The 20,328-nt window shown below is 71.4% G+C and carries 14 protein-coding genes and 1 tRNA gene; 10 read left to right on the forward strand and 5 right to left on the reverse strand.

Annotated features, from left to right (window positions below; translation table 11 throughout):
- Positions 1–410: 410 nt before the first annotated feature.
- The 3 genes from H490_RS25680 to H490_RS25690 form a co-directional block, all read right to left on the reverse strand.
- Entirely contained in the window at positions 411–1,109 is a 699-nt protein-coding gene (locus H490_RS25680) for a CE1759 family FMN reductase (RefSeq protein ID WP_017884352.1), read from the reverse strand.
- A 66-nt stretch (positions 1,110–1,175) separates the two neighbouring features.
- A complete protein-coding gene (locus tag H490_RS25685) occupies positions 1,176–1,631 on the reverse strand; it encodes a MarR family winged helix-turn-helix transcriptional regulator (RefSeq protein ID WP_017884353.1) in 456 nt (151 codons plus the stop codon).
- Positions 1,632–1,656: 25 nt separating this feature from the next.
- Positions 1,657–2,844, reverse strand: a complete 1,188-nt coding sequence (locus tag H490_RS25690) for an LLM class flavin-dependent oxidoreductase (RefSeq protein ID WP_017884354.1) — start codon at positions 2,842–2,844, stop codon at positions 1,657–1,659.
- 265 nt (positions 2,845–3,109) lie between these two features.
- Between H490_RS25690 and H490_RS25695 the strand changes: the two genes are divergently transcribed.
- Genes H490_RS25695 through H490_RS25705 form a run of 3 tightly spaced genes read left to right on the forward strand, consistent with a single transcriptional unit; the run spans position 3,110 to position 6,866 of the window.
- Positions 3,110–3,850, forward strand: coding sequence for an ATP-binding cassette domain-containing protein (locus H490_RS25695; RefSeq protein ID WP_017884355.1), 741 nt, complete (start codon positions 3,110–3,112; stop codon positions 3,848–3,850).
- 32 nt (positions 3,851–3,882) lie between these two features.
- Positions 3,883–6,282 (forward strand): YhgE/Pip domain-containing protein, encoded by a 2,400-nt coding sequence (locus H490_RS25700; RefSeq protein WP_017884356.1) that lies wholly within the window; start codon positions 3,883–3,885, stop codon positions 6,280–6,282.
- A 14-nt stretch (positions 6,283–6,296) separates the two neighbouring features.
- Positions 6,297–6,866: a TetR/AcrR family transcriptional regulator gene (locus H490_RS25705; protein WP_017884357.1), complete on the forward strand. Its 570-nt coding sequence runs from the start codon at positions 6,297–6,299 to the stop codon at positions 6,864–6,866.
- Between the two features lie 92 nt (positions 6,867–6,958).
- On the opposite strand, the gene H490_RS25710 is transcribed toward H490_RS25705, so the two are convergent.
- Entirely contained in the window at positions 6,959–8,161 is a 1,203-nt protein-coding gene (locus H490_RS25710; protein ID WP_017884358.1) for a pyridoxal phosphate-dependent aminotransferase, read from the reverse strand.
- A gap of 286 nt (positions 8,162–8,447) precedes the next feature.
- Here H490_RS25710 and H490_RS25715 point away from each other — a divergent pair.
- The 3 genes from H490_RS25715 (at position 8,448) to nusG (ending at position 9,706) form a co-directional block, all read left to right on the forward strand.
- A tRNA-Trp gene (locus tag H490_RS25715) sits at positions 8,448–8,523 on the forward strand.
- Between the two features lie 51 nt (positions 8,524–8,574).
- On the forward strand, positions 8,575–8,850 hold the full coding sequence (gene secE, locus H490_RS25720) for a preprotein translocase subunit SecE (RefSeq protein WP_017884359.1): 276 nt from the start codon (positions 8,575–8,577) through the stop codon (positions 8,848–8,850).
- Between the two features lie 55 nt (positions 8,851–8,905).
- Positions 8,906–9,706 carry a transcription termination/antitermination protein NusG gene (gene nusG, locus H490_RS25725; protein ID WP_017884360.1) on the forward strand — a complete coding sequence of 267 codons (801 nt, stop codon included), beginning with the start codon at positions 8,906–8,908 and terminating at the stop codon, positions 9,704–9,706.
- Positions 9,707–9,974: 268 nt separating this feature from the next.
- Here nusG and H490_RS25730 read toward each other — a convergent pair whose 3' ends face one another.
- On the reverse strand, positions 9,975–10,799 hold the full coding sequence (locus tag H490_RS25730; protein WP_031290091.1) for a DUF559 domain-containing protein: 825 nt from the start codon (positions 10,797–10,799) through the stop codon (positions 9,975–9,977).
- A gap of 642 nt (positions 10,800–11,441) precedes the next feature.
- Between H490_RS25730 and rplK the strand changes: the two genes are divergently transcribed.
- The 4 genes from rplK to H490_RS25750 all read left to right on the forward strand — a co-directional run bounded on the left by rplK (position 11,442) and on the right by H490_RS25750 (position 20,270).
- Complete coding sequence (rplK, locus tag H490_RS25735) at positions 11,442–11,873, forward strand: 50S ribosomal protein L11 (RefSeq protein ID WP_017884363.1); 432 nt, start codon at positions 11,442–11,444, stop codon at positions 11,871–11,873.
- Positions 11,874–11,885: 12 nt separating this feature from the next.
- Positions 11,886–12,575 (forward strand): 50S ribosomal protein L1, encoded by a 690-nt coding sequence (rplA, locus tag H490_RS25740; protein ID WP_017884364.1) that lies wholly within the window; start codon positions 11,886–11,888, stop codon positions 12,573–12,575.
- 538 nt (positions 12,576–13,113) lie between these two features.
- Positions 13,114–14,250, forward strand: a complete 1,137-nt coding sequence (locus H490_RS25745) for a serine/threonine-protein kinase (RefSeq protein WP_017884365.1) — start codon at positions 13,114–13,116, stop codon at positions 14,248–14,250.
- 98 nt (positions 14,251–14,348) lie between these two features.
- On the forward strand, positions 14,349–20,270 hold the full coding sequence (locus H490_RS25750) for an Ig-like domain-containing protein (RefSeq protein ID WP_017884366.1): 5,922 nt from the start codon (positions 14,349–14,351) through the stop codon (positions 20,268–20,270).
- Positions 20,271–20,328 lie beyond the last annotated feature (58 nt).

The following is a 20,328-nucleotide window of genomic DNA, read 5'->3' on the forward strand; positions in this document are numbered from 1 at the left end:
TTCGAAAACGCCGCGGCCCTGGGCGCGCCCGCGCCCTACTGGATCGGCGCCGCTTCGCTCGTGGTCTCGATCGTCGTGCTCGCGAGCGTCGGCCACCTGCTGCACCGGGTCGGCTCGCCTCACGAGACCGCCGAGGAGGAGGCCGCCGCGATCTCGGCCGGCGACGCCGCGTAGGGCTTCCGCGGGGCGATCCGAACGCCGCGCGACGGGGTCGGGTCGGCGTCTCCGAGCCGCGCAGGCAGTCCCCGCCTCTCCGTGGGAGCAACTCGAGTGGGCGAACAGTGCCCCGATTCGGAGCGATCGGAGCACTCTTCGCCCTCTCGCGCGCGCAGCGGGGCCCGTGGATCTCGAGTTGAGCGAGGCGGCCGGAGTCGGGCGCCCGCCCGCTGCGACGCGCGGGCCCGGGGCGTTCAGCCCCCGGTCGCCAGCCGCATGAGGTCGGTGTCGAGGTCGATGCCGAGCTCGGTGCCTCCCGCGCTGCCGAAGGAGTGCTGGTATCCGCCCCACGAGTCGCCGCGCACCGTCTCGCGGAAGCCGCCCGCGATCAGCGCGATCAGCTCGGCCGCCGCGCGGTCGATGCGCTTGCCGAGGTCGCCGCTGTTCCAGTCCTCGGGGGCGGCGAAGAGCGACGTGGGCGCGGTGACGGTGCGCAGGTAGGCGAAGAGCCCGCGCAGCTGGTCGTCGACCACGAGCGCGTGGCGCGAGCTGCCGGCGGTCGCCGCGAGCACGACGGGCGTGCCGATGAGCAGATCGTTGTCGAGCGCCTGGAAGAACGAGGTGAACAGCCCGCTGGGGCCCGCCTTGTAGACGGGTGTCGACACGACGAGCGCGTCGGCGTCGCGCAGCGCGTCGCTCGCCTCCTGAAGCGCGGGTGAGACGTGCCGCGAGACGAGCGCCGTCGTGATGTCCTGCGCGAGCGCGCGCAGGTCGACGAACCGCACCCGCAGTTCGATGCCGCGCTGCGCGGCGAGCGCCGCGGCGCGATCGGCGATGCGGCTCGCGAGCATCGAGGTGGTGGAGGGGTCGCTCGTGCCCGCGCTGATGACCGCGAGGGTGCGGGCTTCGGGGCGCTCGGCGCCGGCGGCGGGCGTGTCGAGGGTGTGCAGCATGGGGGCTCCTCGGGTGAAGGGTGATGGAATCTATGGTCGGGGAGGCGGGCGGTGCCCGCCGAGGGCCTACGAGTCGCGCTCGGGCCGGGAGGCGAGCTTGCCGCAGATCGCGCGCAGATCCCGCATCTCTTCGGGGGAGAGGGCGGCGCCGAGCTCGCGGCCCACGCTCTTCGCGTGCGCCCGCCCGGTTTCGCGCTGCACGCGCGCCCCCTCCTCGGTGAGCGAGATGCGCACGGCCCGGCCGTCGTCGGGGTCGGTCTCGCGGTGCAGCAGGCCGCGGGCGACGAGCCGGTCGATCATGCGCGAGAGCGCGGGCTGGCTGAGCAGCACGCCGTCCTGGATCTCGCAGAGGCGCATGGGGCCGTCCCCTTTCGCGAGCGTGTAGAGCACGTCGTACTCCCGCATGGCGGCCTCCTGCCACATGCTCTCGCCCGCGAAGATCGCCGTGAGCCGCGCGTGCGCGGTCATGAGCGACTCCCAGGCCTCGTTCGCGAGCCTGAGATCGATGCGTTCGGTGTTCATGGGATTCTCCGATCGAGGGGGCGGATCAGCGGAGGCCGAATGCGGCCCCTGATCCGCCCGCGCTGTCGAGGTAGGGCGATCCGCCCGTCACGTTATCACCGCGGTTCGCGCGCGGTCGCGGCTGCCTGGGGGCCTCGTCGCCGTACTTGGTGCGCACGAGGCTCGCGTGGGTCGGCGATTCGGGCACCTCGGGGTCGCGGCGTGCGGCGAGCTCGCGGCGCAGCACCGGAACGACCTCCTCGCCCAGCAGGTCGAGCTGCTCGAGCACGGTCTTGAGCGGCAGGCCGGCGTGGTCGATGAGGAACATCTGGCGCTGGTAGTCGCCGAAGGTCTCGCGGAACGTGAGGGTCTTGTCGATGACCTCCTGCGGGCTGCCGACGCTCAGCGGGGTCTGGGTCATGAAGTCCTCCATGCGCGGCCCGTGGCCGTAGACCGGGGCCTCGTCGAAGTAGGGGCGGAAGCCGTCGATCGCGTCCTGCGACTTCTTCGCGATGAAGGTCTGCCCGCCGAGGCCGACGATCGCCTGTTTGGCGCTGCCGTGCCCGTAGTGCTCGTAGCGCTCTCGGTAGAAGTCGATGAGGCGCAGCGAGTGCTCGGACGGCCAGAAGATGTGGTTCGCGAAGAAGCCGTCGCCGTAGTAGGCGGCCTGCTCGGCGATCTCGGGGGTGCGGATCGATCCGTGCCACACGAAGGGGGGCACGTCGTCGAGGGGGCGCGGGGTGCTCGTGAAGCCCTGCAGGGGGGTGCGGAAGTTGCCCTCGTAGTCGACCACGTCTTCGCGCCACAGGCGGTGCAGCAGGTTGTAGTTCTCGAGCGCGAGCGGCAGCGAGCTGCGGATGTCCTTGCCGAACCAGGGGTAGACGGGGGCGGTGTTGCCGCGCCCGAGCATGAGGTCCATGCGGCCCCCGGCGAGGTGCTGCAGCATCGCGTACTCCTCGGCGATGCGCACCGGGTCGTTCGTGGTGATGAGGGTGGTGCTCGTGCTGAGCTTCAGGCGCTCGGTCTGCCCGGCGATGTAGGCGAGGAAGGTCGACGGGCTCGATGAGAAGAACGGCGGGTTGTGATGCTCGCCGATGGCGAAGACGTCGAGGCCCACCTCCTCGGCGTGCTTCGCGATGGTCGCGAGGCCCTGAATGCGCTCGGCCTCGCTGGGGGTCTCGCCGCTGACCGGATCGCGGGTCACGTCGCTGACCGAGAAGATCCCGAACTCCATGGGGTGCTCCGTTCTGTTGTTGCGCCCAATTATATGCGCTTGCATGTAAATCTAACGCGGCGGCGCGGGGGTTATTCCCGGGGAGCTCTTCAGTGGGCGGAAGCGACTCGAGCGGTGGCGCGCGAGGGGGTGGCCGACTGTCATGCGCGCCCTCTCGGTGTGCCACTGTTCGCCGGACCGGCGCCTTCGGGCGCCGCCTTGACGATTCCTCCATAGTGATTTAGACTGACTAGTCAGTTTAAGAAAGTGCATCGAAAGGACCGACGTGAGCAGCAACGAGACCGTCGTCATCGCGGCAGCACCGCGCGAGGATCGCGGGAGGCGCGGATCCGCCACCGCCGGATCCGCCACCGTCGAACTGCGAGCCGCCCACGTGCGCGGCTCCCGAGGGCCCGTCTTCGGGCCCCTCACCGCGACCAGCCGCAGCCTCGTCACCGTCGTGCTCGGCCCCCGCGGCAGCGGGCGCACCTCGCTGCTGCTCTCGATCGCGGGCCGCATGCAGCTGAGCGGCGGATCGCTCAGCACGATGGGCGCGACGAGCCCCGCCGAGATCCGGCGTCTCACCGGACTCGTCGGATTCGAGGCCGTCGACGCGCTCGAATCCGCCGTCACGCTCGGCGCCACGCTGCGCGAGCGGCTGAGCTGGGCACTGCCCTGGTACCGCCGCACGCCGCGCATCACCCCGCAGCTCGCACGCGAACTGCTCGCCGACGCGTTCGGAGACCTCGAGCAGCCGGGTCCGGCCCTGCTCGTGCGCGACCTCAGCCCCTCGGAGGAGATGCTCGTGAGGGTCTCGCTCGCCCTCATCGAGACCCCGCGACTGCTCGTCGTCGACGACTTCGACGCGCTCCGCGACCCCGCCGATCGCGCCCTCATCGCCGAACGTCTGAGCGATCTGGCGCAGCAGGGGATCCGCATCGTGCTGGCGAGCAGCGACCCGGGCGACGCCGCCCTCCTCGAACGAGCGCTCCCGGCGGGCGCCGCCCCCGCCCTCATCGAACTCTGAATCACCGGCCCAGCAGCCCCAGAAAGAACCCCATGTCACTGTTCACCCGCAGCACCGAGCTGAAGCGCTTCCGCCAGGGCGCCCTGCCGAAGATCGCCCTCGGCGTGCTCCTCGTCATCCCGCTCATCTACGGCGCCCTCTACCTCTGGGCGTTCTGGGCACCCACCGACCACCTCGACAAACTGCCCGTCGCGATCGTCAACCTCGACGAACCCGCCGAGAAGCCCGACGGCTCCGCCCTCGCGGCCGGCGACGACGTGCTCGAGCAGCTGCAGCAGGGCGAGGATCTCGACTGGCAGCCGCTCGACGCCGACGCCGCGGCTCGCGCGGTCGGCGACGGCGACGTCTACTTCTCCGTGACGATCCCGAGCGACTTCTCCCGCACCCTCGCCGGTCTGCAGGACGACCCGAAAGCCGGTGAGATCGAGGTCGTCTACAACGACAACAACTCGTTCCTCGCCTCCACGCTGGGCAAGCAGGCCATGGTGCAGCTGCGCGACGCGGTCGCCCAGACCGCCACGCAGACCGCGGCCGAGCAGGTGCTCGTGGGCGTCGAGCAGCTGAGCGACGGCACCCGCAAGGCCGCCGACGCCGCCGACACGCTCGAGACCGGAACGGCCCAGGTGGCCGACGGCAGCGAGAAGCTGAGCGTGGGTCTCGGGCAGCTCGCCGACGGCACGGCGCAGCTCGCCGGCCAGGCTCCCGCGCTCGTCGACGGCACCCGGCAGCTCGCGAGCGGCGCCGAGCGCGCCCGCGACGGCAGTGCGCAGCTCAACGGGGGCGCCGCGCAGATCTCGGCCGGCGCCGGCGAGGCCGCGAGCAAGTCGGGCGAGCTGCGCGACGGCCTCGGGCAGCTGAGTGCTGGGGCGGGCGCCCTCGCCTCGAAGTCGAACGAACTCGCCGCGGGCAGCCGGGCACTCGCCGAGGGCACGCATCAGCTCGCCGGCGCCGGCGAGAGCCTCGCCGACGGCGCGAACGCGCTCTCCGGCGGTCTCTCGCAGCTCGGCGCGGGGGCGGCCCAACTCGACTCCGCGGCGACCGAGGTGTCGACGGGGGCCGAGGGTGTGAGCTCCGGCGCGGCGCGGGTCGCCACGGGCGCTGAGAGCATCGCGGCGCTCGCCGCCGCGAACCCCTCGATGACGCTCGCCGAACTCGACGCGGTGCTGCAATCGGGCGGATCCTCGATCCAGGCGCTCGCCGACGGTGCGGGCCAGGTCCGCGACGGATCCGCCCAGCTCGCCGACGGCGCCACACGGCTCGCCGCGGGAGCCGCCGATCTCGACGCGTCGACGCAGCAGGCCGTCGGCAGCGCGCAGCAGCTCGCGACCGGAGCCGACGCCCTGCGCGACGGGATCTCCCAGCTCGACGAGAAGGCCGGCCTGCTCGGCACGGGCGCCGCCCAGCTCTCGACCGGAGCCGCGACCCTCGCGCAGAAGAGCGGCACCGCCTACGCGGGCGGCGCGCAGTTCGCCGACAAGCTCTCCGAACTCTCCGGGGGCGCGCAGACCCTCTCGGCGAAGAGCGGGGAGCTCGCGAGCGGTGTGCAGCAGCTCTCCTCCGGCGCGGGCGAGCTCGCGTCGAAGACTCCAGCGCTCGCCGCGGGCGCGCAGCAGCTCGACGACGGCGCGCAGCAGGCGAGCGGCAAGTCGCAGCAGCTCGCCGAGGGGGCGGCCGAGGTCGACGCCGGAGCGGCGACCTTCGCCGGGCAGCTCGCCGACGGCGCCGCCGAAGCGCCCGACTTCGCGCCGGGGCAGGGCGACCGCATCGCCGAGACGATGGCCGCGCCGGTGCAGCTCGCCGAGCACACCGAGAACGAGGTGCAGGGCTTCGGAGAGGGCTTCGCCCCGTTCTTCATCGCGCTCGCCTCGTTCGTGGGGGCGCTCATCACCTGGCTGATCCTGAGGCCGCTGCCTCGCCGCCCGCTCGCCTCGAACGTCTCGGGACTGCGATCGGTGCTCACCGGATTCTGGCCGGCCGCCCTCATCGGCGTCGGTCAGGTGGCCATCATGATGCTCGTGCTGGTGTTCGGCATCGGCATGCGGCCCGCGCACTGGATGGGTATGGCCGCCTTCATGCTGCTCGTCACCCTCGCCTTCCTCGCCCTGCAGCAGATGTTCATCGCGCTGCTCGGCACCGCGACCGGCCGCGTGGTGAGTCTCGTGCTGCTGATGCTCATGCTGTCGTCGTCGGGCGGCACCTACCCCGTCGAGACGACCCCCGCCTTCTTCCAGGCGCTGCACCCGTTCATGCCGGCCTCCTACGTGGTCGAGGGACTGCGGCAGCTCATCGGCGGCGGGATCGACGCCCGGTTCTGGGGGTCGTTGTTCGTGATGGTCGGCGTGCTCGTGGGTTCGCTCGCGATCAGCGCGGTGGCCGCCCGTCGCCAGAAGGTCTGGACGGTGGGGCGGCTGCACCCCGAGCTCGCGATCTAGGCGAAGATGGAACCATGGCACGGGTCAACACGAAGCAGCTCATCACCGAGGCGGCGGTGCGCGTCGCCGCGCAGCACGGGATCAGCGGTGCGTCGATGGATCAGATCGCCGAGGCCGCGGGAGTGGCGAAGGGCAGCCTGTACTACAACTTCTCGTCGAAGGACGCGATCTTCGAGCAGGTGATGCGCGACGGCTTCGAGCGGCTCGGCGCCGCCGTCGACGAGGCGCGATCGCGGGCGGCGGGCGACGCGGCTCGCCTGCCGCGCGCGGTCGCCGTCGCCACCCTCGAGACCCTTCGGGGCAATCTCGACCTCGCCAAGCTCATGGCGTCCGAGATCTTCCGCACCGACCGGGCGTGGGCGGGCGCGATGGAGCTCGCCCGCTCCTCGGTCGTGGTGCGCTACCGAGACGTGCTGCGCGACGCGGAGGCCGCCCGAGGGGGCGGGCGCGCCCCGCACGAGATCACCGAGATCGCGGGCGCCGCCTTCTTCGGCGCGCTCGCGGGCGCCTGCCTCGACTGGCTCCTGTTCCGCCGCGATCAGAGCGTCGACCAGGTGCTCGACCAGGTGCTGCGCGGCTACTGAGGCGGCGGCGCCCGCCTCGCGCAAAAAGGTCGGGCTGCGCCGTCCGGGAGCGATCCCGAGCGGCGCAGCCCGACCCTGCGAGTCTGCCCCTCTTACTCCGAGAGCAGCGCCCGGATGCGGCGCACACCCTCGACGAGCGCCTCGTCGCCCAGCGCGTAGCTGAAGCGCAGGTAGCCCGAGGGGCCGAACGCCTCACCGGGCACCGCGGCGACCTCGGCCTCGGAGAGGATCAGGTCGGCCAGTTCGAGCGAGGTCGCGGGGGTGACGCCGCGGTAGGTCTTGCCGAGCGCCCCGGTCACGTCGACGTAGGCGTAGAAGGCGCCCTCCGGGGTGGGGCAGTTGAAGCCCGGCACGCTGTTGAGCTCTTCGACGATGAGCTTGCGGCGGCGGTCGAAGGCGAGGCGCATCTGCTCGATCGGCTCCTGCGGGCCGGTCAGCGCCGCGATCGCCGCGCGCTGCGCGATGTTGTTCACGTTCGAGCAGAGGTGCGACTGCAGGTTCGCCGCGCCCTTCACGATGTCGGCGGGGCCGACCATCCAGCCGAGCCGCCAGCCGGTCATCGCGTAGGTCTTCGCGACGCCGTTCACGAGGATCGTGCGATCCTGCAGCGCGGGCACGGCCTCCACGATGGAGACGGCGCGCACACCGTCGTACACGAGGTTCTGGTAGATCTCGTCGGCCACGATCCACAACCCGTTCGCCTCGGCCCACTCGCCGATCGCCTTCGTCTCCTCGGGAGAGTAGACGGCGCCGGTGGGGTTGGAGGGCGACACGAAGAGCAGCACCTTGGTGCGCTCGGTGCGGGCGGCCTCGAGCTGCTCGACGGTCACCTTGTATCCCTGATCCGCGCCCGCGAACACCTCGACGGGAACGCCGTCGGCGAGCTGGATCGCCTCGGGATAGGTGGTCCAGTAGGGTGCGGGCACGAGCACCTCGTCGCCCGGATCGAGCAGCACCTGGAACGACTGGTAGACGGCCTGCTTGCCGCCGTTCGTGACGATCACCTGAGACGCGGGCACCTCCCAGCCCGAATCGCGGGCGGTCTTCGCGGCGATCGCCTCGCGCAGCTCGGGCAGGCCCGTGGCCGCCGTGTAGCGGAAGTTCTTGGGGTCGTCGAGCGCGGCGCGGGCCGCATCGACGATGTGGGCCGGCGTGGGGAAATCGGGCTCGCCTGCGGCGTAGCTGATCACCGGACGGCCCTCGGCCTGGAGGGCCTTCGCCTTCGCGTCGACCTTGAGGGTCGCGGACTCGGCGATGGCGGCGATCTTCTTCGAAAGACGGGAGATGTTGGTCACGCTGACAGACTACCCGCTGAGCGGTGCCGGACGGCGCGTTTCGGAGGGGGATCCCAGGCGCGTCGGCGCCGCCGCGGGCGGGCCCGTCAGGGCTCGCGCGGGGCGCCCGCCCCCGGCGGGAACGGCGCCCTGACGTTCACCGGCCCGTCAAGGCTCGCGCGGGGCGCCCCGCGCGCCGTGCCGGTTCGACAAGCGATGCCGGATCGCGTAGAGTGATCCACGGTGATTGACTTTCGCCATAATTTTTCATGCCCAGAGGGCGAAGAGTGATGGTCGTAGATCCCATAGGGCGGTGGCGCAATTGGTAGCGCAGCGGTCTCCAAAACCGCAGGTTGCAGGTTCGAGTCCTGTCCGCCCTGCCACATCCCGTGCGGCGCGAGAGCCCCGGCCGGGTGAGTTGAAAGGACACGCCAGTGAGCAGCAGTGAAGTCGAGGAGAGCGGCGGCGGTCTGGTCGAGCGCGCCAAGGCCGATCGCGCTGCCAAGCGCAATTGGTTCAGCCGGGTGGTGCTGTTCATCCAGCAGGTGATCGCCGAGCTGAAGAAGGTCGTCACCCCGACCCGCAAGGAGCTCATCAACTTCACCATCGTGGTGATCGCGTTCGTTCTGATCATGATGGGCCTCGTGTGGGTGCTCGATCAGGCGTTCGGCTGGGTGACCGTCTTCATCTTCGGAACGCCGCTCGCCTGACCTGCGGGCCGGTGAGCGTCCGATCCCGAATCCCGATCAAGGAAAGCAAGAACAGATGACGAGCGAGAACAACAACCCCGAGGCCGAGCTCGACGCGGCGCTCGACGCGCTGGTGCAGTCGACCGACCCCGTCGCCGACGCCGCGGTGAAGGATGCGCTCGACATCGACAGCGCCGAGGAGGCCGCCGCTGCGGCCAGCGCCATCGTGGACGAGGAGGTCGAGGAGGAGACCGAGGCCGCCGAGGATCCCTACAAGGCGTTCAAGAAGGATCTGCGCCGCCGCCCGGGCAAGTGGTTCGTGATCCACACCTACGCCGGGTACGAGCGCAAGGTGAAGTCGAACCTCTGGAACCGTCGCGAGACGATGGGCGCGGTCGACGACATCTACGAGATCCAGGTCCCCATGGAAGAGGTCATGGAGGTCAAGAACGGCCAGCGCAAGATGGTGACGCGCGTGCGCATCCCCGGCTACGTGCTCGTTCGCATGAACCTCAACGAGACCACCTGGTCGGTCGTGCGTCACACCCCGGGCGTGACGGGCTTCGTCGGCAACGCGCACAACCCCGTGCCGCTGCGCCTCAACGAGGCGTTCGAGATGCTGAAGAGCACCGTCGAGTTCGAGCCGACCGCCGCCGCCAAGGGCAAGGCCGCCGCGACCGCCGCAGCTCAGGGCAACGTCGAGATCGACTTCGAGATCGGCGAGACCATCACCATCAAGTCGGGCTCCTTCGAGGGCCTGCCCGGCACGATCAGCGAGATCAACCCCGCGGCCGGCAAGCTCACCGTGCTCGTCTCGCTCTTCGAGCGCGAGACCCCGGTCGAGCTCAGCTTCGACCAGGTCACCAAGATGGTCTGACCCCCGTTCTTCGGCGAAGGGCCCCGCTTCGGCGGGGCCCTTCGTGTTTCCGTACCCGCGGACCTCCGTCTGTGCCCGCCTCCGCCCGTCCCCGCTTTCGTCCGTGCCCGCGGACCTCCGTCTGTGCCCGCCCTCGTCTGTGCCCGCGGTCCTCCATTCCTTCCTCCCACCTCTTCCCTCCCTTCCCTCACCGATCGACGCTCGAGCACCTGTTTCGTGGCGATCGAGGTGTCTGAACATCGATCGGTGCGCCGCGATGAATGCGGCGCTACCGCGCCAGGTGCAGCCCTCGCGCGAGTGCCTCCAGAATCATCGCCTCGACCTCGTGCCAGCGGTGCACGACCTGCTCGTAACCGACGCGGATCACGTGGTATCCGCGCAGCCTCAGCTCCGCATCGTGCTCGTTGTCGTCCGTCCGCTGTCTGCCCACGTGGTCCCGGCCGTCGATCTGCACCACCAGGCGGTCGCCGATCAGGAAGTCGACGCGACGCCCGTGCGCCCAGCACTGCGGGCGGACCGGGATCCGGAGCCATCTCAGACGGGTGCGAAAGATCGATTCCAAGCCGGAATCGGAGAACGGCGTGCACTCGAGCAGGAGCTTGCGGGCGCGCGGGCCCAGCGGGAGCGCGGCCAGCTTCGGATAGTCGGTGAGCCTCTGCTGCAGCGCGGAGTCCCACACCGCGAGCGCCTCGTCGTGAGGTCGGCACCGGGCGACGCAGTCCAAGGTGTTCTCGAGGTGGTCGGCCAGCAGCCCGGGGCCCCGCGGGATCAGCGGGGCGTGCCAGTGCACGCGCGCGCTTCCGGGCAGATCGACGTGGCGGCCACGCGGCGCGGCCACATGGAGTTCATCGTGTCGCAGCACCCAGAGCCCCAGTCGAGCGGCCTGGGTGACGCAGCTGAGCACGACACCGTGGAGGGCAGCGAGAACGAGTTCGGGATCCGCCGAAGCGAGCGCGAGCCAGCCCCGGCGCGGACGAGACGCCTCCCCGCTCGCGATGCTTCTTCTGATCTGGTGCGGCGAGTGACCGAGGCGTAAGAGACGCGAGGTGCGCGCGACTCCTCCTTCGGTGAGCAGAGACTGTTCGACGGACATGCGTTCAGTGTGCAGCCGTCTCATGCACGGCGCTGCCCGAACAGCCTGAATGTGGAGAAGCTGCTGCGATCCGGCCCCGACTTCGGCTTGCGAGCGGAGTGCGCTGTTCGCTCCAGACGCCCCCGCGAAGCGCGCTTGTTATGCCTCTCGCGATGCCTTCCCGGCACCCTCGTGACGCCGCTTCCCACCCCTTGCAACGACCTTGCAACGACCTTCCAACGCCCTTCGTGATGCCGATCCCTTTGCGATGCCCACCCACGGCACCGATCGACGCTCACGCACCGGTTCTCCCGAGATCGAGGTGCTTGAGCGTCGATCGGTGCCATGGGAAGGGGGACTGGGGGAGGGACAGTGTGAAGGGAAAGGGGCCGGGTCGGCGGGTCAGGTCAGCGCGGTAGGGGTGGGCGCGAGAAAGGGCGGGTGCGAGAAGGACAGGCGAGAGGGGCTGGGGTCGAGAACGGGGATGAGCGCGCGCGAAGGGCGTGGGGTGCGGGATCGGGGCGGATCCGGTAGACTTGCCTGGTTTGCGTCTTCGCGCGCCCTCGTGGCGTGCGCGGCGCAGACGGACACCGCACCCCGGACCGGCCGGGGAGAGCGGGAGAGCACGCGCAACCGCGCGGGTTCGATCGAAAGGAAACAATCATGGCAAAGGCCAAGAAGGTTACCGGTCTGATCAAGCTTCAGATCGCAGCCGGCGCCGCCAACCCGGCACCCCCCGTGGGTCCCGCGCTGGGTCAGCACGGCGTCAACATCATGGAGTTCTGCAAGGCCTACAACGCGGCCACGGAATCCCAGCGCGGCAACATCGTGCCCGTCGAGATCACGGTCTACGAGGATCGCTCGTTCACCTTCGTGCTCAAGACCCCTCCGGCGGCCGAGCTGCTGAAGAAGGCTGCTGGCGTGCAGAAGGGCTCCGGCACTCCCCACACCGTCAAGGTGGCGAAGGTCACCGCCGAGCAGGTCCGCGCGATCGCCGAGCAGAAGCAGGCCGATCTCAACGCGAACGACCTCGACGCAGCATCGAAGATCATCGCCGGCACCGCCCGCTCCATGGGCATCACGGTCGAAGGCTAAGGGGTAGGACACATGGCACAGAAGTCGAAGGCGTACCGCGCCGCTGCCGAGAAGATCCAGGCAGGCAAGTTCTACACTCCCGCTGAGGCCGTGGCCCTGGCGAAGGAGACCGGTTCCACCAAGACCGACTCGACCGTCGAGGTCGCCGTCAAGCTCGGCGTGGATCCCCGCAAGGCCGACCAGATGGTGCGCGGCACCGTCAACCTCCCCCACGGCACCGGCAAGACCGCGCGCGTCATCGTGTTCGCGGTGGGCCCGGCCGCTGAGGCCGCCATCGCCGCCGGCGCCGACGAGGTGGGTGGCGACGAGCTGATCGAGAAGGTGGCCGCAGGCTACACCGACTTCGATTCGGCTGTCGCGACCCCCGAGCTCATGGGCAAGGTCGGTCGTCTGGGCAAGGTGCTCGGCCCCCGCGGCCTCATGCCGAACCCCAAGACCGGCACCGTCACCCCCAACACGGCCAAGGCCGTCGAGGACATCAAGGGCGGCAAGATCGAGTTCCGCGTCGACAAGCACGCCAACGTGCACTTCATCGTCGGCAAGGCCTCGTTCTCGGCCGAGCAGCTCACCGATAACATCAACTCGGTGCTCGAGGAGATCTCGCGCCTGAAGCCGTCGTCGGCCAAGGGCAAGTACGTGCAGAAGGGCGCCGTCTCGACGACCTTCGGCCCGGGCATCCCGCTCGACGTCGCCGGCCTGTAAGGCTCCGCGCGACCGCATCGCACCGCCCCGCTCTCCTCGGAGAGCGGGGCGGTGCTGTTTGTGCCGGGCTGGCCTGCGCGGCACGCCCTGCGGCACCGATCGAGCTTCGGGCACCGAATACGTCGGGATCGGGGTGCGTGAGGGTCGATCGGTGCGGGTGGGCGCCCCGGGGCGGGGGAGCCCGGAGCGGGGTGGGGGAGGGCGAGCCGGTGTTTTGGTGCGTCGCACGTCGGTCCATGTCTTGTGCCCTGCGGCACCGATCGAGCTTCGGGCACCGAATACGTCGGGATCGGGGTGCGTGAGGGTCGATCGGTGCGCGTGGGTGCCCCGCGGCGGCGGGGGAGAACAGAGCGAGGCAGAGCGGCCCCGCGGCGAGGGAGATCAGGCCGCGGGAGCACCGCGAGCCGCGGTTCGGAGGGCCGCTGGCGGCGTGCGCGAGGCCCGGGCCGGTCTCCCCCACACCTGTCGGCGGAGGCGCCCTTCGTGCTTTAGCATTGGGGTATGTTCCCGAGGGCCGCAGTGAACGTCGCGATCAGCCATGGCTGACGCGATACCGGTGAGCCCTCCCCGCATCTCGGGCTTCAACTACGTGCGCCCCCTGGGTTCGGGCGGTTTCGCGCACGTCTATCAGTACGAGCAGGACATGCCGCGCCGGGTGGTCGCGGTGAAGGTGCTCACCGGCGGCGATCGGGGCGGCACGATCGGCGCCTCCCCCGAGGATCGGTCGGCGTTCGACGCCGAGGCCGACGCGATGGCCCGCCTCTCGAGCCACCCCTCGATCGTGTCGATCTTCGCAGCGAGCATCTCGAGCGACGGCCACCCCTACATCGCGATGGAGTTCTGCCCCGAGTCGTTCCGCCACCGCTCCAACGGCAACCCCATTCCGCTCGATCAGGTGCTCGACGCGGGGGTGCGCCTGGCGGGCGCGCTCGAGACCGCGCACCGAGCGGGCATCCTGCACCGCGACATCAAACCCTCCAACGTGCTGCTCGCCACCACGGGTCGCCCGGTGCTGGCCGACTTCGGCATCGTGTCGTTGCGCGGTCAGATGCGGGGGGCGGGCACGAGCGAGGCGATGTCGATCCCGTGGGCGGCTCCCGAGGTGATCGATCGTTCCACTGCGGGCACGGTGGCCAGCGAGGTGTGGTCGCTCGCGGCGACCCTGTACACCTTCGCCGCGGGCCGTTCGCCGTTCGCCCGCGATGACGGCGAGAAGGATTCGCGCAAGGCGATGAGCGATCGCATCCGGCGGGCGAGGTACACGCCGGTGCCCGGCGCCCAGGGTTATGAGGCGTTCGACGGGGTGATGGCGGCGGCGCTGGCGAAGCAGCCGGAGCAGCGCTTCGCCTCGATGCAGCAGTTCGGCGAGGCCCTGCAGCAGTTGCAGCGCCTGTACGGGTACGACGTGACCCCGCTCGATGTCGTGCGGTCGGAGTGGGTGCCGCCCGTCGCGACCGCGACCGGTGTGCGCGGCCCGGTGGTGTCGAGCGTGCAGGCGGACGGTCGGGCGCTCAAGCGGGCCGAGCTCGAGCGCGAGCGTGCGGCGGCCGAGGAGTCGCGCGGGGTGCGGCGCGAGCGCGGCGCCGTGCTGCGCCCGGTGCTGATCGGCGCCGGGTCTGCGGCCGTCGTGCTGCTGGTGGCGGCGGTGCTGTTCGCGGTGCTGGGCGGTAGGTGATGGCTCGGGGGGATCGTGCACAGCGGGTTCGGGGGCAGGCGGCGCGAAGTCGCCGCTCGCGTCTGATCACCTGGATCTCGGGCGCCGCGGCGCTGGCGATGATCGCGACGATCGCGGTGGTCGCAGCGGGGTACGACGCGCGCGAGACGCCTCGCGAGGATCCCTCGGTCTGGGCGATGCGCGGCTCGGGTCAGTACGCCCGCGTGAACACGCTGACGGCCGAGATCGACACGGTGCGCAGGGTCGAGGATCCGAGCGGTGTGCTGCAGTCGGGTTCGAGCGGCGCCGTGCTGAGCCATGGCAACGGCCGCATCTGGGACATCGATCCGACCATGCCCCGGGATCTCGTCGAGGACGGCGGATCGACGGACCAGGGCACCGACCAGGATGCGGAGGGGAACGAGGGCGGCGAGGCCGGCGCCGAAACGGGCGGCGGGAACGCGTCTGCGACTGCGGACCCCGCCGGCGCCGCGGGGGAGGGGCCGGTCGCGGCCCGCGCTCCCGACGGCACGCGCGACACCGTCGCGGCTGGGGATGCGGTGGTCTTCCGCACCGAGGACGGCGACGTGTTCCTCGCCAGGTTCGCGGGCGGCGCGGGCGCGGCGGGCGGCCTCGGGGATCCGGTGCTGCTCGACCCGCTCGCCGATTCGGACGCGGGCGACGCCGACGCCGAGGAGAACGAGGGGGAGGGGGCCCGCTTCGCGTCGAGCGCGGTCGCGCTCGACGCCGAGGGGCGCCTCGTGCTGTTCTCGGCGGAGGCCGGCGAACTGCGCTGGTACGACGTGGAGCGCGGCCGCTTCATGGGGGTCGACGAGGCCCCCGCGGGCGTGCCGGGCGAGGGTGTGCAGTTGGCGATCGTGGCGGGCGACTGGGTGCTGTTCGACGCGGAGTCGGGGCGGCTCTGGCGAGAGGGGTCGGATCAGCCGGTCGAGTTCGACGCGGGCGCCGACGCCCGTCTGCAGTCCTCGAGCACCCGCAGCGCCGGCGGCGAGTCGCTCGTGGCCGACGGTTCCGGGCTCTGGAGCGTGACCGAGCGGGGCGCCGAGCGGATCGACGCGGGCGACGGCACGCCCGTGCAGCCGATCCAGCTGGGGGAGAGCCGTTACGCCGCCTGGGTGGGGCAGAGCGGCGCACGACTGTGGTCGTCGGCCGACGGGGCGATGCCGCTCGAACTCGACGGTTCGGTCGAGATGCCGGGGCAGCCGGATCCGGTCTTCCGCTCGAACGGCACGAGCGCGCTGCTGTCGGAGCAGGGCACGGGCATGATGTGGACGCTGCCGGAGGGGCGGCTGATCCCCGTCGAGCAGTGGTCGCTCGTCGACCCGCCGAAGGAGCGCAGCGGAACCGTGGTGGTCGCCGACGTGGCCGAGCAGGAGCCCCCCGTCGCCGTGAACGACGCGTTCGGCGTGCGCGCGGGCGAGCCGGCGCCGCTGCCGGTGCTGCTCAACGACTACGACCCGAACCGCAAGGACGTGCTCACGATCGTGCCGGACGGCCTCGGCGAGGGCCTCGCCCCCGAGTTCGGGGCGGTGTCGCTGCTGTCGGACGGGCAGTCGCTCGTGATCCAGCCCGCGCCCGACGCCCGGGGCACCGCCTCGTTCTCGTACCGCATCACCGACGGCGTGCACGTCTCCGAGCCGGCGACGGTCTCGCTGACGGTCGTCGCCCCCGACGTGAACTCGGCTCCGCAGTGGTGCCCCGTGGAGGGGTGCCAGCGGGAGTGGCCGAGCCCCGAGCTCGCGCCGGGCGGTACGCTCGTGCTGCCGATCCTGGAGGGCTGGGTCGACCCCGAGGGGGATCCGATGATGCTCGCGAGCGCTCGGCCGGTGAACGCCGAGGATCCTGTGCGCGTGCTCGTGACCGGCGACGGCCGCTTCGCGCTGCGCCACGCCGACCCGAATGCGGGTGACAGTGACGTGCCGGTGCGCGTACAGGTCGCCGACTCGCACGGCGAGACGACCGAGCGCGACATGATCGTGCAGATCCGCTCGAACGCGCGAGCCGAGATGCACCCGATCGCCAGCACGGCGATCGTGGATCAGCCCGCGATCACCCGCCCCCTGAACCGCATCGTGGGGGGATCCGGATCGTACGCCCTCGTCGACGCGAGCCTGCAGAGCGGCAGCGCCGAGGTCGGCGTGAACCTGGGCGCCGGCACCGTCGAGGTGCGCGCGAAGCAGGCGGGCACCTCGCTCGTCGCGATCACCGCGCGCGACACGGGCACCGACGCCGAGATCACCGGTGTGCTGCGGGTCACCGCCCTGGACTCGCGGCCCCAGCTCGGGCTGCCGCCGCTGCGAGCGTTCGTGCGCCCGCTCGCCGATACGACGATCGACGTGCTCGACGCCGTGCCCGGCGCGAACTCGCGGGCGCTCGTGGTGCGCTCGGCGTCGGTCGTCGACGGGGAACTGCGCGCCGACGTGCTGGAGCACGCGCAGGTGCGGGTCTCGGGCAGCACGCCCGACGGCGCCCCGGGCAGGATCGGTTCCGCCGACGTCGTGATCGAGGAGGGCGCGGAGGCGTCGACCGCGAGGCTGACCGTCTTCCAGATCGCCGAGAGCGGCGAGGGCGGTGCGATCGCGGTGGCCGACAACATCACGGTGCGTGCGGGCGCGGTGGCCGACATCCCCGTGCTCGACAACGACGTGGCGCCGCCCGGTCAGCGGCTCGTGCTGCACCCCGAGATCGGCGGGTCCGGCGCGAAGGGCGAGCTCGCCTTCGCGTCGGGCAACACGCTGCGGTACCTCGCCCCCGACCAGCCCGGCAGCTACACCCTCACCTACACCGCCTATGGGGCGAGCACGCCCGAGGCGAGCGACGTGGGCCAGGTGCGCGTCACGGTGCTCCCGCGCGAGGGCAACCGGGATCCTCAGCCCGCCTCGCTCACGGTGCGCCTCGCGCCCGGCGAGCGCAGCACCGTGCGGGTGCCGCTGTCGGGCGTGGATCCCGACGGCGATCGCGTGCGCCTGGTGGGCGTGAGCGCGTCTGAAGACCCCCAGCTCACGGCCTCGATCGTGTCGCGCTCGGCGGCGCTGCAGGTCGAGGCGTCGAGGAATGCGGCGCCCGGCGTGCAGACCCTCGCCTACACCGTGCGCGACGGCTTCGGCGGCGAGGCCGAGGGGCGGCTGCGCGTGATCCTCGTCGAGGAGACGGGCGGATCGCGGGCCCCGGTCGTGTTCAGCGACTACGTGCGCATGGTGAAGGGCGCCGCTGCGCCCGCGGTGGTGCAGCCCCTCGACAACGACACCGACCCGGCGGGCGGCAGACTCGAACTCGTCGAGGTGGTGCCGAACGTGCCGGGCGGCGAGGACTCGCCCCAGTACCGGCGGTTGCAGGAACGGCTCGACCTGTCGCAGCTGAAGCGGGGGCGCGTGGTCGTGCGGGGAGCCGAAGAGCTCGGCACCGTCTCGTACCGCTACACGGTGCGCTCCTCGGCCTCGTCGAGCACCGCCGACGGGCTGATCGTGGTGCAGGTGTCAGCCCGGGTGGGGCAGCAGGCGCCCACCGTGCGGGACACGGTGCTCTCGGCGCGCGACCGGGCCGAGCTCGAGCGCGGCGGTGTCGACGTCGTCACCGACCGGGTGCACTGGGCGGCGGGCGATCCCGGCTCGCTGAAGCTCTCGGTGTGGGGCGGAGCGGCGGATCGCTTCACCGCGAGCGGATCCCGCATCTCCGGCGCCTACCGCGCCGAGGGCGACCTCGTGCCCTTCCGACTGACCGGCGAGGATCTGAGCGGGGCTCAGGTGCAGACGTTCGGCTTCCTCGTGATCCCGCCCCTCGACGAGCTGCGGCTCACGCTGAAGCCCGGGCTCGCCCCGCTGTCGGTGAACGAGGGGAAGACGACCGAGGCGAGACTCGCCGACCTCGTGGATCTCGCGGGCGGCGACCGCGCGGAGTTCAAGACGGGCGCCTTCCCCGTGCAGCGCGGTCAGGCGAGCTGCGAGGCGACGAGCGCCACGACGCTGCGCTACTCGGCAGGCAAGGAGGGGCCCTGGGGCGACAGCTGCCTGATCTCGGTGAAGCTCGCCGAGCAGAAGGCGTGGACCCAGCTCTCGGTGCCGGTGCAGATCGTGCCCGACGAGCCCGTCGCGGAGCTCGAGCCGCTCACCAGGACCGTCGCCCCCGGCGCCTCGCAGACGATCGACCTCGTCGACATGGTGCGCTGGCAGGGCGGCCGTCAGGGCGAGACGGCTCGGCTCGAGTTCCAGGTGAGCGGCGGGGGCGGCGGCTTCGAGGTCGCCCAGTCGGGGTCGCAGCTCGAGGTGCGGGCCCGCGCCGACGCGGTGCCCGGGCGCGAGGACGTGCTCGTGGTGAGCGTCGCGAGCGGTGGCGGCAGCCAGGCGCCGCTCGCCCTGCGCGTGGGGGAGGCGGCCAAGGACACTCCGCGCGGCGCCACCGTCGCGCTGAACTGCACCGTCGGATCGGACTGCCGCGCGCAGCTGATCGGCGCGCCCGGCGAGTACGATCCCTTCCAGGGCAAGACCGGCGGCGGCCTGCGGCTCGAGTCGGTCGAGGCGAGCGGCTGCGCCGTCGCGGCGCTGCAGATGTCGGGGGACGGGGTGAGCGCGACCTGGCCGCAGGGCGCCGGAGGCCCCGGCGGCAAGTGCACCGCCACCTACACCGTGCGAGACGCGCAGAACCGGCTCGGCCAGGGGCGCATCGAGCTCGACGCGCAGGGAGTGCCGCGTGCGCCGCTCGGCGTCGAGCCCGTGAGCGCTGGTGCGAGTTCTGTGTCGGTCTCGGTTCGGCTGAATGGCGAGGCCTCCCATCCGGCGGTGACCGGCGTCGAGTTGGTGAACTCGGGCGGAGGAACGGTGGGCAGTTGTTCGCTGGCCGGCAACCAGGCCACCTGCACGGTCTCGGGCCTCGAGCCCGGAGAGCGCCGCACCTACTTCGCGCGCGCCGTGAACGCCGTGGGTCCGTCCGAGCGCAGCGCCAACGGGGCGGAGACGTGGGCCTACGTGCCGCCCGCCCCGCCTACCATCTCGGCGGAGACTGCGACGTGGCCCGAGAACACTCTGGCCGACGTGGGTCGAGTGCGCGTGACCATCGGCGAGAGCCGGGCGGCCGCGCGTGTGCTCACCATCGACGGCGTCGAGACGCCGATCTCGGGCGACGGCCTCTACGATCTCGCGGCGGGCGATACGCACACGTTCCGCGTGATCTCCGCCGATAGCCCGGACATGATTCCGCCGGGCTACACGGGATCGGACGGCGGGCGGGGATCCGCGAACTCGGCGAACGCTCGGCCCATCGGCGCCCCCCGACCGCCCGCCACCGCGGGCCTCGCAGCGACCGGCATCGCCGACACCGGCTGGCAGTTCGACACATCCGGCTTCAGGCGCAACGGCGGCGATGAGCTCAGCTTCAGCTACGGACTGGTTCGGGGGCAATCCGCCCCGGACTGCACCGGCTCCTCGCAGAGCGGTGGCGGTCTCGATGCCTTCAGGTACTACACCGGTGCCGTGTGTGCGAGCAACAGCTACGGAATCACGCCTCCGGTGCCCACGAACTCGATCTTCACCGGAGGCACCGTGCCGCCCCCGAACGCGGTGCAGTACACGATCAGCTCGTTCCCGAGCCCGGCGACTACCGACTCCTCGGCAAACTATGGAGCCATCGCGCCGAATGAAGCGAACATGGTCACGGTCGAGGGCGGCACGATTCTGTGGGAGGTCCCGGTGTCGGCAGTGACGCCGAGCAGCCCGAACGCGCGAGCCCGGCAGTGCGTCGATGGCGGGAGCCGCTGCTCCAACGGCTCCACCGTCATCGGGCCGCCCTCCGGCCGAACGCCGTTCACAGTGAGCTGGACCGGTGGCTCGTGCATCGATCCCGCATCCGATCCGAGTGGCTGGGGAAGCCAGTTCACGATTACGGGGAGCCCGGGTGAGACGCCGTCGTATTCCCTCCAGGGCACCACAGATGTGATGGTGAGCTGGTCGGGCAGCTATCAGCCCGTCGTCTTCACCGGCAAAGTCTGCGACCCGCCTCCCGACCCGGGCGGTACCGGCGGCCCGTGACCCCGATCCCTCGGTCGTACCGGCGATCCCGAACCCGACCCAGCCCATCAGCCCCCAC

This window comes from Leucobacter sp. UCD-THU (genome assembly GCF_000349545.1).
Classification (GTDB): domain Bacteria; phylum Actinomycetota; class Actinomycetes; order Actinomycetales; family Microbacteriaceae; genus Leucobacter; species Leucobacter muris.